The sequence below is a fragment of the Paenibacillus sp. FSL H7-0350 genome (assembly GCF_038593195.1).
Taxonomy (GTDB): Bacteria; Bacillota; Bacilli; order Paenibacillales; family Paenibacillaceae; genus Paenibacillus_AQ.
Genome location: NZ_CP151972.1, coordinates 2,677,230 through 2,692,610, shown reverse-complemented (window position 1 = coordinate 2,692,610; position 15,381 = coordinate 2,677,230). Strand labels below are relative to the sequence as shown.

The following is a 15,381-nucleotide window of genomic DNA, read 5'->3' as shown; positions in this document are numbered from 1 at the left end:
ATGAAGATCCTATTATGAATGTTGAACTTTATGATTTCAATCTGCCGGAGGAGCTGATTGCCCAGACTCCGCTTGCCGACCGCAGTTCATCCAGACTGCTGCTGGTAGACAAGGAGAACGGCCAACTGGACCACGGTCATTTCACGGATATACTGGGGCAGTTCCGCCCGGGCGATACGCTTGTACTTAATGATACACGGGTTATTCCCGCCAGACTGTTCGGAGTCAAGGAAGATACCGGAGCCAAGGCGGAGGTCCTGCTGCTTAAGAATATGGAAGGGGACCGCTGGGAGGCGCTGGTGAAGCCCGGCAAGAAGCTGAAGACTGGAGCGGTCATCGTCTTCAGCGAAGAGCTTCGTGCCGTGATTGAAGATGAGGCGGATATGGGCGGGCGGACACTCCGCTTCATCTATGAGGGGATTTTTCAGGAGATTCTGGACAGGCTCGGCTCCATGCCGCTCCCTCCTTATATCAAGGAAACCCTGGATGACCGTGAGCGGTATCAGACCGTGTATGCCCGGCATGAAGGATCGGCGGCAGCGCCGACAGCCGGACTACATTTCACCACAGAGCTGCTGGAGCAGATTGCAGCTATCGGTGTGAATATCGTCTATGTCACACTTCATGTCGGTCTCGGAACCTTCCGTCCGATGTCTGTCGAGACCGTGGAAGAGCATGTCATGCATGCTGAATATTTCGAGCTGTCCCAGGCAGCGGCGGATGCACTCAATGAAGCCAGAGCAAGAGGCGGAAGAATAATAGCTGTAGGCACAACCTCCTGCCGGACTCTGGAGACCGTAGGCAGACAATGCCAGGGCGGGCCGATTGAGGCATGCAGCGGCTGGACGGATATTTTTATCTATCCGGGTTATGAATTCACTGTCGTCAATGCACTGATCACCAATTTCCATCTGCCCAAGTCAACCTTGGTTATGCTGGTAAGCGCTTTGGCTGGACGGGAACTGATTCTCGCTGCGTATGAAGAAGCGATTAAGCAGCAGTACCGGTTCTTTAGCTTTGGCGATGCAATGTTCATTTATTAAGCAAGAGGAAGGGTTAAACCAATGGCAGCAATTACTTACGAACACATTAAGACCTGTAAACAATCCGGGGCACGGCTCGGAAGAGTCCACACCCCGCACGGAATTATTGAGACACCGACCTTCATGCCGGTAGGCACCCAGGCTACTGTCAAGACGATGAGTCCTGAAGAGCTTAAGCAGATGGAAGCACAGATCATTCTGAGCAACACGTACCATCTGTTCCTTCGTCCGGGTCATGAGATTATCGGCGAAGCGGGCGGCCTGCATAAGTTCATGAACTGGGACCGCCCGATCTTGACCGACAGCGGCGGCTTCCAGGTATTCTCCCTGAGCGACATGCGTAAGATCACGGAAGAAGGGGTTCATTTCCGCTCCCATCTGAACGGGGATAAGAAGTTTCTGTCTCCCGAAGTGGCTATGGAGATTCAGAATGCGCTCGGTTCAGATATTATGATGGCCTTCGATGAATGCCCGCCTTACCCGGCAGAATATGAGTATGTGAAAAAATCGCTCGAACGCACCACCCGCTGGGCCGAGCGTTGCCTCAAAAGCCATGCCCGTCCGAATGACCAGGGACTGTTCGCCATCGTACAGGGGGGCATGCATGAGGATCTCCGCCGCCAGAGCGCGGCTGATTTGACTTCCATGGATTTCCCGGGGTATGCTATTGGGGGACTCAGCGTCGGAGAGTCCAAGCAGCTTATGTATGAAGTGCTGGATTACACGGTTCCGCTGCTGCCACAAGGGAAACCACGCTATTTGATGGGCGTAGGTTCACCGGATGCGCTGCTGGAAGGGTCAATCCGCGGAATAGACATGTTCGACTGTGTTCTGCCTACCCGTATTGCCCGTAATGGAACAACGATGACCAGTCAGGGAAGACTCGTCGTGCGCAACGCGCAGTATGCCCGTGATTTTGGGCCGCTTGATCCGGAGTGTACCTGCTACACCTGCCGGAATTATTCCCGCGCTTATCTGCGTCATCTGATTAAGGCCGACGAAACCTTCGGCTTGCGGCTGACAACGTACCATAACTTACACTTCCTGCTGGAATTGATGCGTAAAGTGCGTGAAGCCATCATGGAAGATCGGCTGCTTGATTTTCGCGATGAGTTTTTTGCACAATACGGATTATATGATAATCTAAAAGGCTTCTAGAGAGTACGGAGTGTTCATGTTTATTCTTGAAAGGGGGGAAATGATATGTCACAGTTTTATATGGCAGCAGGTTCAGGCGGCGGAGGCAGTATTCTGGGTCTTGTAGGTCCTTTTGTACTGATGTTTGTCGTGTTCTACTTCCTGCTGATTCGTCCGCAGCAGAAGAAGACCAAGGCACGTAACGGAATGCTCAAATCGCTGAAAAAGGGCGATAAGGTAGTTACCATCGGCGGTCTGCACGGAACGATCATGGAGATTTCGGATGACATCGTTATTCTGCGGGTTAATGATGTGACCCGATTGACGTTTGACCGTGGTTCGATCAGTCACTCGGTTGTGGAAGTAGAAGACAAGATGTAAGGGTCTCTACCAAATTACATAAAAATCGGCGTTTCTCCTAGGAGAAACGCCGATTTTTTTAAAATATAAGTATTTTTATGTTTTACGCTATAAATTATCCTTCTATTTCTCGCTGAAACGGTACCGTCCTTTAAAAGGACGGCAAAGCCGTTTCCACTTGTATGCTCCTCATATGCGGAAATGATTGCACTACCTTGTGTTGGTGACCCGGCCCCGCACTCTCAAACCCTGTTCCCCGCTGCGCAGTGTAAGCTTGGCAAGCGGTACGGCAATAGCCGTGGACAGCACAGCCAGCAAGGTGCCGCCAATCATGTCGGTCAGCCAGTGAATGCCGAGATAGAAGATTCCAAAAACGATAATAACGGCTGAGATTGTACTAATCACCATCCAGCGGCGGTTGCCGGAACGGTAAGCGAGCAGAGCCATGGAAACGGAGATGGCGGTATGCAGGCTCGGGAAGCAGTTATTGAGGCCGGATAGCGGCCGGTATTCCTGTTCAAACTTCGGGAAAACGTCGAGCATGATGAACCGTACCCCGGCAGGCGCATAGGACCATACCTCGTTAACCGGAAAGTACAGGTAGAACGGAATAGCGATAGCATAGGTTAAAATAATGGTGTAGCAGGTCGCATAGAGGATCACACGGTTTTTGTCCAGCAGATAGATCCCCAGTGAGGCCGCCAGCACGGCTTGCAGCATGAAGATATAGAAGAAGACAATCACCGGTGTCAGCCAGGGAGCGTAGAACAGCTCTTGAACCATCCTGACGAAATGCCCCTCCAGCCCGAAGATAAAACCTGTGTAATCTGCGGTCAGCCGCATCTTTTCTTCGATCTGCAGCTCATATTTATTCAGGGCAAGAATACTGAACATCCCTATAATAATGAGTGTGAATTTATAGGACCTCAGCAGCTCTCTTCCGATTTCAACTAAGGCCATCAGCGGATTGCGCCGTGCGCCGATCCAGATTAAGATCACAACAATGGCAACGGTATACACAACTACAAGATTCATGGACTGATACAGCAAAGCATTCGAAGCCTCCTTGATAATCGCTCATATGAAGTCAGACATAGGTAGTGTACCATATTTTCAAGGGAAGGTTTCAAATTTCGAAAATTATATTAATTAGGATTTCTGTAAATTAACCCCAAACACTCCTCCGAGTGCGCTAATGCCTGCGGCCGCCAGAACCCACAGGAAGTCCATTCCCCCCGGCGAACTGTCAAGCGCCAGAAATCCGATCAGCAGCACAGCCAGTCCGTATAACATGCCTGTGAGTGCTCCTTGGTACCAGCCTCTGCGGACGGCCCTGCTGCCTGCGGTCAAGCCTCCGAATGCGGCAGCGACGCCGTGCACAATGTAGGTGTACATAGTGAGGTCCTGTTCCTGCAGTCCGCTGCCCCAGAGCAGGAGGGAGAGGATGAACGCACCCAGCATCATCCACAGGAACGAGCGGATTAAACCCGATAATACCGGACTAGATATTTTCCATGAGAATAGACGCCTGATCAGAGACATGGTAAAACCCCCTAAAAGTTTGTTAACCGGATACTAATTATTGTATGGGGAGGCTTGCCCCAATAGTACAAGAATAGGCGGTATGACTTTTACCAGTAATTAAGCAGCAGCTTTCCGAATGTTCCCCTTACGGTCAGGTCAGAATAGGGGTACATTAATCCCCCTATATGGGGGAGTAGCGGAAGGGGAGCGAAGAGAATATGTTCCAGCATATTACGACCCATGTCTTTCTGACCGTGCTGATGTATATCTTCATTTTCCTGAGCATGCGCATCATGGGCAAACGTGAAATCGGCAAGCTGTCTGTATTTGACCTGACCATTTCCATCATGATTGCCGAGATCGGTGTCTTTGTGATTGAGGATATCGAGCGCCCCATCTATGATGGTGTTGTGCCTATGGCGACCCTGGTGCTGATTCAGGTTATCGTCGCACAGCTCAGTCTGAAGAGCCGGAAGCTGCGCTTATTGGTGGATGGCAGACCCAGCATCCTGATTTCGGACGGGAAGATTCACCGGGGCGAGATGCGCAGGCAGCGGTATAATATTGATGATCTGCTGGTGCAGCTCCGCGGGCAGAATATTGTCAGTCCGGCAGATGTAGAGTTCGCTATCCTGGAGACAAGCGGGCAGTTAACGGTGATTGAGAAGAATGCCAAAGTCACCTCATCCAATCAGTCGGGCAACAGCAGCTCCGGCGCAGAGCGGAAGGAGAAGAACGGCGGTAGCCAGAAGGACTCCGGCGATGCTGAATCATCCGGCGGTGACTCTGCTTCCGTGAAGCTCCCGAAGCATAAGATCCGTTATGAAGGACTGCCGATTCCGCTGATTATGGACGGTAAGGTGCAAGACGGCAATCTCGAGATGATCGGCAAGAACCGGTTCTGGCTTAGAACCCAGATCCGGCAGAAGGGTGTCGCTGATTTCCGGGATGTGTTCCTGTGCTCCGTGGATCATAAAGGAGAGCTCTACATTGCCCCGATCAGTCCCGATAAGGGGAAGCAGACCTAACTGCGCCAGCGTCTGAAAAAGGGCACCCGTTCCAGGTCACGCCTGGAGATCAGCCCGGATAACAGGCAGATGCTTAGATAGATGGCCATGCCACAAATAGCAGCGGCCAGAAATTGTATCCACTGCGACTGTGAGATTGGAACAGACGTATAGACATACGACATCCCGGCGGCCATGATGACCGTAGCGGCCAGGATTTTCAGCGGGTCCGACCAGCGGAGGGACATTGCGGTCAGCCTGACTACACTGTAGCCGTGCAGAAGCGTGACAAGTAAGCTGTTAACCATAATGGCGATGATGGCGCCCAGAATGCCGTATTCGGGCCGGGAGGCCAGCAGGAGGATCAGCAAGATTTTGACAATAGCTCCTATCAGCGTATTAATCAGCGCCTTGCCCGGACGGTCCATGGCCTGGAGGGCCGCCTGCAGTGGGGCCTGGACATATAGAAACACAGCGAATGGGGCCATCATCCTAAGCATAGGGGCAGTATCCGCGGCATTGCCGTACATTAATGTGCAGAGAGGTACGGCAAGAATATACATAACCGCAGCAAATGGGGCACCGGTCACCATGGCGAGCCGCAGGGCTTGGTGCATTCTTTTATGAATCGTGGGCAGATCGTTGCGGGCGGCCGCCTCGGATAAGGAAGGAACGAGGGATACGGCCAGCGAGGAGCTGAGTACGCCCGGCAGCAGCAGCAGCGGAATCACCATTCCCTGCAAGGAACCGTATTGTGCGGTTGCGGCCGCAGCCGCGATTCCGGCAAGCGCGAGGCTGCGCACGGTAATGATGGATTCCAGAAGGTAAGAGAATGAGCCGATCAGTCGACCGGCCGTTACCGGTATTGAAATGCCGATTAGACGCTTAAAGACAGGTGTAGTTGTATGATCGGGCTCGTGTCCGGCACTGCCCTGTGTATCTTGATTAGTTACATCCACGGAAGGCGGGGGTTCAGACCTGTCTTTTTTGTCGTTAAAATAATATTGCCCCAGCAGGGCCAGCATTCCGGCGATCTCCCCCACAGTCACGCCAAGCATGGCACCCGCAGCCGCAAAGGCGATGCCCTTCGGCAGCAGCATCCAGGAGAACCACAGCATGAAGAAGATCCGGATGACCGATTCCAGCACGGAGGAGAAGGCCGAGGGAATCATGTTCTGCCTGCCTTGAAAGTATCCCCGGTAGATGGATGAGACGGCGACGATGGCGATCATGGGGGTCATGCTGACGAACGTATAATAGACACGCTGGTCCGTCAGAAGAACGCTGGATACCCAGGAGGCGCTGAACAGGGCAACGAAGGTGAACACAATGCCCAGCGACAGGCTGAGGGCAAGGCCGGTTTGCAGGATTTTGCGCGACTGCTCCGGGCGGTTCTCCCCTTCGGCTTCCGCCACCAGCTTGGCAATGGCCAGCGGAATTCCTCCCGTAATTACCGTAATAAGCACAATGAAAAACGGGTATCCGAGCTGATACAGACCCACCCCCTCAGCACCGATGATCCGGGGCAGGGCAATCCGGGGAATGAAGCCAAGCATCCGGTTAATGATACCGGCGAGCAGCAGGATGATCGTTCCTTGTATAAAGGTCTGTTTCCTCACAGGGCACTCCCTCTTCCTACATATGAGATGAAACTGCAGGTGAATTACCGCCATAATCAAGCCAGGCTTGTATAAGGATATGCCAGTACAGGCCTACTCCATGACAAGCATTCCATAGACAAGTTTTTTGACTGAAAGCAGGAAAGTATGAGCGCAGGGTCGAATACGTAGCACTGAGCATACGTAATTGAGGAATCTTTGGAGGTGCCTGCACGTGGAATCGGAACAATGGAGATATGACGAGCTTAGTGAAGATATCGAAGCCATGTGCATCAGCAAAGCGGAGGAATTCCGGCTCCTCGGCTATGAATATGTGACCGGTAAGGATATTTGGGATTGTATCAGCCGCAATTATGCCAAGGAGGGAAGACCTCCCCTGCACAGGCTGGTCAATGACATCTATTCGCTCAAGTCAGGCAGTTATATGACTTATCTGACCTTGGCGGCCTACCGGGGATTGAATTAACGGGGGGATTTGTCAAAAGGAACGATTTTCTTTTGCAAACGGGTACGCGAAGCAGTAAAGTAAGTACAGAGTGTTCAGACTTGTCCTATCAAACGGAGGTATCCTCGCTGTGCAGCAGAACCTGCCGTTTCTTTGTGTGAATCAAGACACCGTCATTCCTTATGAATTGACGGTCATTTCGCACGTAGCTATAATAGGAATATTGAAGTAATGAAAGGGGAACTAGCTAGAGCATGAAGAGAATGATGAGCTTTATCATTACCGTGGTCGTTCTAACCGGCGTCATGGTATTTACTACTCCCGGGCTGCTGGACAGAGTCCGTCTGGGTCTTGACCTTAAGGGCGGATTCGAAATTCTGTACCACGCCGAGCCAATGGATACGGGAGGAACTCTGACCCGCGCTTCGCTGCAGAAGACTGCAGAGAGCCTGGAGAAGCGGGCGAATGCACTCGGAACCAGCGAGCCTGAGGTGACCACCGAAGGTACAGACCGCATCCGTCTGAAGATCGCAGGTGTTACCGACGAAGCAGAGGTCCGCAAGAAAATGAAAGAACCCGCAGTTCTCACCTTCCGCAGTGCCAAGGAAGGGGATGCTCCCGGAGTATTCAGTAAGATTGAGCTTGTAGGCAGTGACTTCGTGGAAGGTGCGGCAGAAGTTCAACGCGACAGTCTGAACCGTCCCGAAATCAGCATCTCGATCAAAGACAAGAAGAAATTCGCAGAGATTACCGAGCGTCTGCTGGGTAAGGAACTTGCTATCTATCTGGATGAGAACCTGTTATCTGCGCCTCCGACGGTACGAGCTGTGCTGACCGATGGTAAGGCTTCGATCTCCGGGGGATATACACTGGATGAAGCCCGTGAGATTGCCGATACGATCAACCTCGGTGCGTTACCGCTGAAGCTGACAGAGAAATATTCCCAGAGCGTAGGGGCTACACTGGGTAAGCAATCCCTGGATGAGACTGTCAGAGCCGGTATTGTCGGTTCTGTAATTATTTTGATCTTCATGCTGCTTATGTACCGTCTTCCGGGCGTACTGGCCAGCTTCGCGCTGATCCTGCACACCTGGCTGCTGATTCTGGTATTTGTCCTGGCGGACTTTACGCTGACCCTTCCTGGGATCGCCGCGTTCATTCTCGGTATAGGGATGGCCGTCGATGCCAATATCATTACCAATGAACGGATCAGGGAAGAGATGCGCAGCGGGAAGGGCATTATGTCTTCAGTCAAAGCAGGGAACAAGACCTCCTTCCGTACAGTTATGGATGCGAATGTAACCACTATTATCGTAGCGGCTGTCATGTTCGCCTTCGGTACTGGTGCGGTCAAAGGCTTCGCACTGATTCTGATCGTGGAAATTGTACTAAGTATCGTAACAAACCTTTATTTTGCCCACTGGATGCTGACTGTGCTGGTTAAAGCCGGCGCACTCAAGAAGCCGAAGCAATTTGGGGTAAAGGAGAGTGACATCAGTGCGCTTTAAGAAAGAGCTTGACTTCGTACATTTAAGTAAATTTTTCTATATCTTCTCGATCGCCATTACTGTAGCTGGTCTGATCTTTCTGGCGACCTTCGGCCTGAATTACAGCGTTGACTTCAAGGCTGGTTCCAATGTGGACGTGTCGCTCTCGAAGAGTGTCACGCTGGCTGAGCTTCAGCCGGCTCTAAAGGATGCAGGCATTGGGCATGAGCCGACGATTACCATCGGCGACAAGCGGGTCAACATCCGTTATGATCAAGAGCTGAGTGATACACAGAGCGAGACCCTCAAGAAGTCAATCAACAAGATTGATGAGAAGGCGTCTTTTGAGATCAACACCGTAGATACCGAAATGGCCAAGGAGCTGGCCCGGAATGCGATTTATTCTGTGCTGCTTGCCAGTATCGGGATTATCATTTATGTTAGTATCCGGTTTGAATGGCGTTTCGCGTTGGCTTCCATTGTGGCGCTGCTCCATGACGCATTCATGGTAGTGGCGATCTTCTCGATCTTCCGTCTGGAGGTTGACATTACCTTCATTGTCGCGGTGCTGACCATTATCGGTTACTCGATTAACGATACGATCGTTATCTTTGACCGGATACGCGAGAATCTGCGCTTCGGTAAACAGAAGTCGTATGAGGACCTGAAGCACCTGGTTAACAAAAGTGTAATGCAGACACTCATGCGTTCGCTTTATACAGCCTTCACCGTATTTATCGCCGCGTTCTTCTTGCTGATTATGGGCGGCGAGTCGATCCGCATGTTCTCGCTGGCCATGGTTATCGGTCTGCTCTTCGGAGCCTATTCATCGATCTTCATCGCAAGTCCGCTCTGGCTGCTCCTGAAGAAGCGCCAGAAGCCGGCTAAGACCCCGGCCAAAGTCTAACACCCGCTTGTTCTGTAAGCCGCGTCTGTAGCGACGCGGCTTTTCGGAATCTTCGGGTTAGGGCGTCTTGCTTGATTTCATCATCATGAGTTTACCTGCTAGTGGTAAGGAGGGCCTCGTTATGAATGACAAACCATTACCCCGGAAACAAACTGTTGCCTGGACCGGAATCCTTAGTGATGTTCTGCTTGCTGTAGCCAAGGGAAGTATCGGTTATCTGTCAGGCAGCAAAGCATTGTTGGGGGATGCAATTTATTCGGGAGCAGATGCCGCTGCCAGACTGGCGGGGGTGATTCCGTGGAACCTGAAGCAGAGTCACAAGACTGCAGGCGCAGCCGAACGCGGCCGCACTGTACAAGGAAGCAAGGAGCCCATGGCGGCTATTCTTTTCTCTGTGCTGATTATTATGGGCGGGCTGCAGGTTGCTTTCTCGGCTATCCGTGATTTGACAAGGGGACATCTGTCGGCACCGGAGGAGTCAGCGCTTGTTGCTGTCCTGCTGTGCATTGTGTTCAAAGAGGCGGTATTTCAATACCAGTACCGTTATTTCAAAAAAAAGGGTGACGGCAGTCATGCAGCTTATGCCGATAGCCACCGGTTCAGCCTCTATACGTCTATAACTGTATTTATCGGAATTGCCCTGGCCATAACTGGAGGATACTTGAACTGGCATCCTCTGCTCTACATGGACCCCATTGCAGCTCTGCTGACCGGATGTCTGATTCTCCGCAAAGGCTATTCATTAATTGCTTCCTCTGTGTACAGCAAGAAGATTCAGGAGCTTCCTTCCGAGGAAGCAGCCAGCTTCATCGAGACGGTTCAGCGGGTACACGGAGTCATCCGGGTGGAGCAGCTCCGGGCGCTGGAGGAAGGCGACTATGTGAATCTGCATGTAAAGATTAGTGTGAATCCGCGGATCAGCGTGATGGAAGCACAGGATATTTCGGAATGTGCAAGGAAGCTGCTTCAGCACCGGTTCGTTCATGTTGGTGAGGTTCATATGGATGTTGTGCCGTATGATCCGGGTTATCCTTATAAAAGCAATCACGAGCTCGTGGACAACGATATTCCCACGCTGCTTCAGTAGTCTGCAAGGTGAGAGAAAGGTGAGCTGTATTGCTTCATTCAAAAACAAGCTGGCAATCTCCGGCAGCCGATTCCGAGCGTATTCAGGAACTGGCCCGGAGCCTTTCTATTTCTCCGCTCCTTTCTTCACTGCTGGTGCAAAGAGGTATGGATACCGCTGACAAGGCGCGCGTATTCATGGATTCAGGAGCGGAAGATAGACATGATCCATTCCTGCTCAAAGGAATGGCTGAAGCGGTGCCACGGATACAGAAGGCACTGCAGGAGGAAGAGCATATTCTGGTGTACGGTGATTATGACGCAGACGGGGTATCCAGCACAGCGCTGATGATCTACCTGCTGCGTCATCTCGGCGCCTCCTTTGACATTTATATTCCCCATCGGTCCAATGAAGGCTATGGACTGCATAATCATGCGCTGGACTGGGCGGTCCAGCAGGGTGTATCTCTCGTCATTACGGTTGATACTGGTATCAGTGCCTATCATCAGATTGCCTATGCCTCGGAGCTGGGCATTGATGTTATTGTCACGGACCATCATGAGCCGCCGGAGCTGCTGCCGGAGGCGTATGCCCTGATTAACCCGAAGCTGCCGGACTGCCCGTATCCGTTCAAGGGTCTGGCCGGAGTGGGGGTGGCTTACAAACTGGCTGAAGCGCTCCTGGGCAGCGAAGTGCCGGAGGAATGGTGTGAGATTGCCGCCATCGGCACCGTAGCTGACCTGATGCCGCTGCTGGGCGAGAACCGCAGTCTGGTGCGCAGAGGCCTCAGCAGCATGCGGAATTCATCCTTCCCGGGCATCCGAGCGCTGCTCTCGGTGAGCGGTATTGCGATGAACACCGTCAGTGCGGTGAATATCGCCTTCGGGATGGCTCCGCGTATTAATGCCAGCGGAAGACTGGATCATGCTGGCCGGGCGGTTACACTGCTGACCACGGAAGATTCGGCAGAAGCTGAGCAATTTGCCGATGAGCTGGATCTGCTGAACAAGGAACGCCAGCTGGTTGTGGAGCGAATTGTCACTGAAGCCACCGCCAAGCTGGAGGAGAGAATCAGCCGGAGCGGACTGCCGGATATTATTGTGCTGGCGGACCAGGGCTGGAATGTCGGCGTAGTCGGCATTGTGGCCTCCAAGCTGCTGGAGCGGTATTACCGTCCGGTCATTATTCTGGACATTCATCCGGAGACCGGGATGTGCAAGGGCTCTGCCCGCTCTATTCCGGGCCTGGATATCTATGCAGCCTTATCCTCATGCGCCGGACTGATGGACCACTTCGGAGGACATCCGGCTGCGGCGGGGATGAGTCTGCCGCAGGATAAGCTGGAAGCCTTCGATGCGGCGCTGAACAGCTATGCTGCGTCTATTCTGAAACCGGAGGACTTCGTAGCTGTTACAGCTGCGGACGGCGAGGTCTCCATTGCCGATCTGACCCTCCAGGCTGCGCTGGAGCTGGAGCGGCTTGCCCCGTTTGGCATGGCCAATCCGCTGCCGAGATTCATTCTGCGCGAAGCGGTTGTGAAGGAGACCCGGAAGATGGGCCAGGAGGGCAAGCACCTGAAGCTTGTGCTCCAGCAGGACAAGCTGACGATTGAAGCTGTAGCCTTCGGCAAGGGTCCGCTGGCAGAGCTGCTTCCGGACGGAACAGTCGTGGATGTATTGGCAGAGCTGTCCGTCAATGAATGGAACGGCTCGCGCAAGCCCCAGCTGATGCTGCAGGATCTGGCGGTGCCGAAGGCGCAGCTGTTCGATCTGCGCGGCGCAGCTGATGCTGTCAAGCAGGCAGCGCATATTCAGGAGCTGCTCCGCACCTATAGCGGCAGCAATCCGGGCCGGAGTGCTGCGGTCTTCCAGAACAGCCGGACGACGCCGCTGCGTGATCTTAAGGGCATGTCCCTCTGGGTATACGATGAGTCTGCCGGGATCTCTGCTGTACATCAGCCGGAAGGCGCGCATGATGAAGAGGGACTGTCGCTGCTCTGTGTGCTGGATATGCCCGAGTCCCCGGAACAGCTGGAAGCGCTGTTCACTGCTTTTCCCCGGGCGGAGAACATTGCCCTGCTGCATTCGATCCGTGACGGGCGTGACCGGCTGCAGGTGCCGACCCGTGATCATTTCAAATCGTTATATAAATGGATCGCCGCAATCGCTGCATCTCCAACTCCTGAGCATGAAGTGCTGCTGCGGCTTAGCCGCCAGTCGGCGCTTGGTGTGCGTATGGTGAGCAGAATGCTGGATGTGTTCGATGAGCTTGACTTCATTGAGCGCAGCGGCGGCACAATCACCTTTGTCCCGCAGCCTGCCGCCAAGAGTCTGAGCTCATCAGAGCATTTCGTCAGACTGGGCAAGACGGCGGAGATGGAGCAGTATTTCATGGAAGGCAGCCGCAGTGAATTGCAGGAATTCATGCTGTCAAGGCGTTTAGGGGCCTCATAACAGCTACACATGATGTCACAGTCATTAGTTCGAGTAACTTCAGCGGGGATGATCCCCGCTTACTTTTAGGAGATGATGATGTTGGATTTCAAAAACAATATTCGCGTAATTCCGGATTTCCCCCAGGCTGGAATCAGCTTCAAAGATATTACTACACTGCTCAAGGACGGTGCTGCGTACCGTGCAGCCATCGATGAGCTTAAGGCGCTGGTGGCCCACCTGGAGATCGATGTCATTGCCGGACCGGAGGCGCGCGGCTTTGTAGTGGGCGCTCCGCTGGCTTACGCGCTGGGGGTAGGCTTCGTGCCGATCCGCAAGAGCGGCAAGCTTCCTTACGAGACAATCGAAGTAGGCTATGATCTGGAATACGGCAAGGATACCCTCGCTGTGCATACCGATGCGATCAAGCCCGGCCAGAAGGTGCTGATTGCGGATGATCTGCTGGCTACAGGCGGTACAATTGCTACTTCTGTTAACCTAGTAGAGCAGCTTGGCGGCCAGGTGGTCGGCGCTGCATTCCTGATCGAATTGACAGCCCTGTCCGGACGGGACAAGCTGACGGATATTGAAGTTGTTACCTTGTTGACTTACGAGGATTAATCCTTGTACCCGGCAACTTTTCCCGGGAAATATAAAGCGGACTGCTGTCGAATGAAGACAGCAGTCCGCTTTTTTGAAATATAAGCATTTATATGTTGCACACGATAAATTATCCTTCTATTTCTCGCTGAAACGGTATCGTCCATTAAAAGGACGGCAAGGCCGTTTCCACTTGTTATAGGTTGAATTGGGTGGACAATAACAGTTGAGAGGTACTTAATGTGCCGATTTGTCAGCTTCCTGTTCATTGGACAGGCCCAGTACCTCGATCAGCTTGAAGAGCAGGGCAAGGACCATACCGACGATAGTCGCCAGTGCCATCCCTTTCAGCTCTACACCGCCGAGCTTCAGCGAGATGCCGCTGATGCCGACAACCAGGACGAGCGTAGCAAGAATCATGTTGGTGGCTTTGGAGAAATCGACTTTCTGTTCCACGAAGATACGCAGGCCTGACGCCGCAATAACCCCGAACAGCAGCAGGGATACACCGCCCATGACCGGCAGCGGAATGTTGGCAATAACCGAGGAGAACGTTCCGGAGAACGACAACACAATGGCGATTACAGCAGCTCCCGCGATAACATATACCGAGTACACCTTGGTCAGAGCCATTACGCCGATATTCTCACCATAAGTGGTATTAGGCGTAGATCCCAGGAACCCGGAGAGAACAGTTGATATCCCGTTACCCATCAATGAGCGGTCCAGTCCCGGGTCCTTGGTGAGGTCCTTGCCGACAATATTGCTGGTAACCAGCAAATGGCCGATATGCTCTACAATGACCACAAGTGATACAGGAATAATAGTCAGAATGACCTGCCAATTGAAGGATGGGGTGATGATCGTGGGATGCGAGAGGAAGCTTGCTTGAGAGATGGCACCGGTATTCACCTCACCCAAGATATAAGCGAGTACATAACCGGTAACAATACCGATGAGGATATGAATGATTTTGGGGAAGCCGCGGAACAGCACGGAGCCGAGCACGGTAACACCAAGCGTGACGAGCGACAGGGTAATCGCTTTGCCGTCAGGCGTCCAGTCGGCGGTGGCCACACCATCAGGAGCAATCAGTCCGGCCATCCGTGCGGCTACAGGCACAAGCTCCAGTCCGATCGTGGCAACTATCGCTCCCATGACTGCAGGAGGGAATACAATATCAATCCAGCCGGTACCAGCATAACGTACAATTAAGGCCACAAGAATGAATATAACACCAGTCACGATAAAAGCGCCCAGTGCAAGCGAATATCCGCGCTCATGATCGCCGGCATGCTCTTTCAGCACAAGCAGTACCGGAGAGATGAAGGCAAAGCTTGAACCCAAATAGGCGGGGATTTTGCCGCGGCAGATCAGAATGTATAGCAAGGTGCCGATACCGTTCATCAGCAGGATCATGCCGGGATCTACCCCGAACAGGTTGGGAACAAGCACGGTGCTGCCGAACATGGCGAACAGATGCTGAAGACTCAGGAGGAAGCCCGGGCCCCAAGGGAGTCTTTCGTTAATTTGAATTTCGCGTTGCAATGGAGTTCACTTCTCTTTCTGATCTAATTTGATTTGACAATTCTTATCTTTATAAAAAACCGCCTTTACTAGATTAAATAGAACAGCGGTTTTTTACAACAACATTTTTACCCGTGCCACAAAATTGTCTTTTCTTGACCCTTTCCCTGACAAGAATACCACGCTATGGCAAGTGTTGACGGAATCCCTCGTAAGCGTCATAATTA

14 protein-coding genes are annotated in these 15,381 nt (G+C 52.6%); 10 read left to right on the top strand and 4 right to left on the bottom strand.

The annotated features are described in order from the left end of the window. Positions 1-14 precede the first annotated feature (14 nt). The 3 genes from queA to yajC are packed head-to-tail and all read left to right on the top strand — an operon-like array spanning position 15 to position 2,561. On the top strand, positions 15-1,043 hold the full coding sequence (gene queA / locus NYE24_RS12300) for a tRNA preQ1(34) S-adenosylmethionine ribosyltransferase-isomerase QueA (protein ID WP_036690554.1): 1,029 nt from the start codon (positions 15-17) through the stop codon (positions 1,041-1,043). Positions 1,044-1,064: 21 nt separating this feature from the next. Further along, a complete protein-coding gene (tgt, locus tag NYE24_RS12295; RefSeq protein WP_036690552.1) occupies positions 1,065-2,201 on the top strand; it encodes a tRNA guanosine(34) transglycosylase Tgt in 1,137 nt (378 codons plus the stop codon). 45 nt (positions 2,202-2,246) lie between these two features. Continuing rightward, complete coding sequence (gene yajC / locus NYE24_RS12290; protein ID WP_036690550.1) at positions 2,247-2,561, top strand: preprotein translocase subunit YajC; 315 nt, start codon at positions 2,247-2,249, stop codon at positions 2,559-2,561. A 189-nt stretch (positions 2,562-2,750) separates the two neighbouring features. Here yajC and NYE24_RS12285 read toward each other — a convergent pair whose 3' ends face one another. Both NYE24_RS12285 and NYE24_RS12280 read right to left on the bottom strand, forming a co-directional pair. Next, positions 2,751-3,590 (bottom strand): phosphatase PAP2 family protein, encoded by an 840-nt coding sequence (locus tag NYE24_RS12285; RefSeq protein ID WP_235218327.1) that lies wholly within the window; start codon positions 3,588-3,590, stop codon positions 2,751-2,753. Between the two features lie 99 nt (positions 3,591-3,689). Next, on the bottom strand, positions 3,690-4,082 hold the full coding sequence (locus NYE24_RS12280; protein WP_036690548.1) for a TIGR04086 family membrane protein: 393 nt from the start codon (positions 4,080-4,082) through the stop codon (positions 3,690-3,692). 200 nt (positions 4,083-4,282) lie between these two features. Here NYE24_RS12280 and NYE24_RS12275 point away from each other — a divergent pair, with 200 nt between their 5' ends. Continuing rightward, entirely contained in the window at positions 4,283-5,092 is an 810-nt protein-coding gene (locus tag NYE24_RS12275) for a DUF421 domain-containing protein (RefSeq protein WP_036690546.1), read from the top strand. Here NYE24_RS12275 and spoVB read toward each other — a convergent pair. Then, entirely contained in the window at positions 5,089-6,690 is a 1,602-nt protein-coding gene (gene spoVB, locus NYE24_RS12270) for a stage V sporulation protein B (RefSeq protein WP_342478761.1), read from the bottom strand. The genes NYE24_RS12275 and spoVB overlap by 4 nt on opposite strands. A 214-nt stretch (positions 6,691-6,904) precedes the next feature. Between spoVB and NYE24_RS12265 the strand changes: the two genes are divergently transcribed. The 6 genes from NYE24_RS12265 to NYE24_RS12240 all read left to right on the top strand — a co-directional run bounded on the left by NYE24_RS12265 (position 6,905) and on the right by NYE24_RS12240 (position 13,648). Further along, positions 6,905-7,156: a post-transcriptional regulator gene (locus NYE24_RS12265; RefSeq protein ID WP_036690543.1), complete on the top strand. Its 252-nt coding sequence runs from the start codon at positions 6,905-6,907 to the stop codon at positions 7,154-7,156. 233 nt (positions 7,157-7,389) lie between these two features. After that, entirely contained in the window at positions 7,390-8,643 is a 1,254-nt protein-coding gene (gene secD, locus NYE24_RS12260; protein ID WP_036690541.1) for a protein translocase subunit SecD, read from the top strand. Beyond that, positions 8,633-9,529, top strand: a complete 897-nt coding sequence (gene secF, locus NYE24_RS12255) for a protein translocase subunit SecF (protein ID WP_036690539.1) — start codon at positions 8,633-8,635, stop codon at positions 9,527-9,529. Before secD ends, secF begins: the two co-directional genes overlap by 11 nt. Positions 9,530-9,650: 121 nt before the next feature. Then, positions 9,651-10,616 carry a cation diffusion facilitator family transporter gene (locus NYE24_RS12250; RefSeq protein ID WP_036690538.1) on the top strand — a complete coding sequence of 322 codons (966 nt, stop codon included), beginning with the start codon at positions 9,651-9,653 and terminating at the stop codon, positions 10,614-10,616. Positions 10,617-10,645: 29 nt separating this feature from the next. Then, positions 10,646-13,048 (top strand): single-stranded-DNA-specific exonuclease RecJ, encoded by a 2,403-nt coding sequence (gene recJ / locus NYE24_RS12245; protein WP_342478760.1) that lies wholly within the window; start codon positions 10,646-10,648, stop codon positions 13,046-13,048. A gap of 81 nt (positions 13,049-13,129) precedes the next feature. Then, entirely contained in the window at positions 13,130-13,648 is a 519-nt protein-coding gene (locus tag NYE24_RS12240; RefSeq protein ID WP_342478759.1) for an adenine phosphoribosyltransferase, read from the top strand. Positions 13,649-13,864: 216 nt separating this feature from the next. Here NYE24_RS12240 and uraA read toward each other — a convergent pair whose 3' ends face one another. After that, positions 13,865-15,175 (bottom strand): uracil permease, encoded by a 1,311-nt coding sequence (gene uraA, locus NYE24_RS12235; protein WP_342478758.1) that lies wholly within the window; start codon positions 15,173-15,175, stop codon positions 13,865-13,867. Positions 15,176-15,381 lie beyond the last annotated feature (206 nt).

Coding starts and splice junctions, on each gene's coding strand:
- queA (WP_036690554.1), top strand. CDS start 15: ATGAATGTTGAACTTTATGATTTCAATCTGCCGGAGGAGCTGATTGCC.
- tgt (WP_036690552.1), top strand. CDS start 1,065: ATGGCAGCAATTACTTACGAACACATTAAGACCTGTAAACAATCCGGG.
- yajC (WP_036690550.1), top strand. CDS start 2,247: ATGTCACAGTTTTATATGGCAGCAGGTTCAGGCGGCGGAGGCAGTATT.
- NYE24_RS12280 (WP_036690548.1), bottom strand. CDS start 4,082: ATGTCTCTGATCAGGCGTCTATTCTCATGGAAAATATCTAGTCCGGTA.
- NYE24_RS12275 (WP_036690546.1), top strand. CDS start 4,283: ATGTTCCAGCATATTACGACCCATGTCTTTCTGACCGTGCTGATGTAT.
- secD (WP_036690541.1), top strand. CDS start 7,390: ATGAAGAGAATGATGAGCTTTATCATTACCGTGGTCGTTCTAACCGGC.
- NYE24_RS12250 (WP_036690538.1), top strand. CDS start 9,651: ATGAATGACAAACCATTACCCCGGAAACAAACTGTTGCCTGGACCGGA.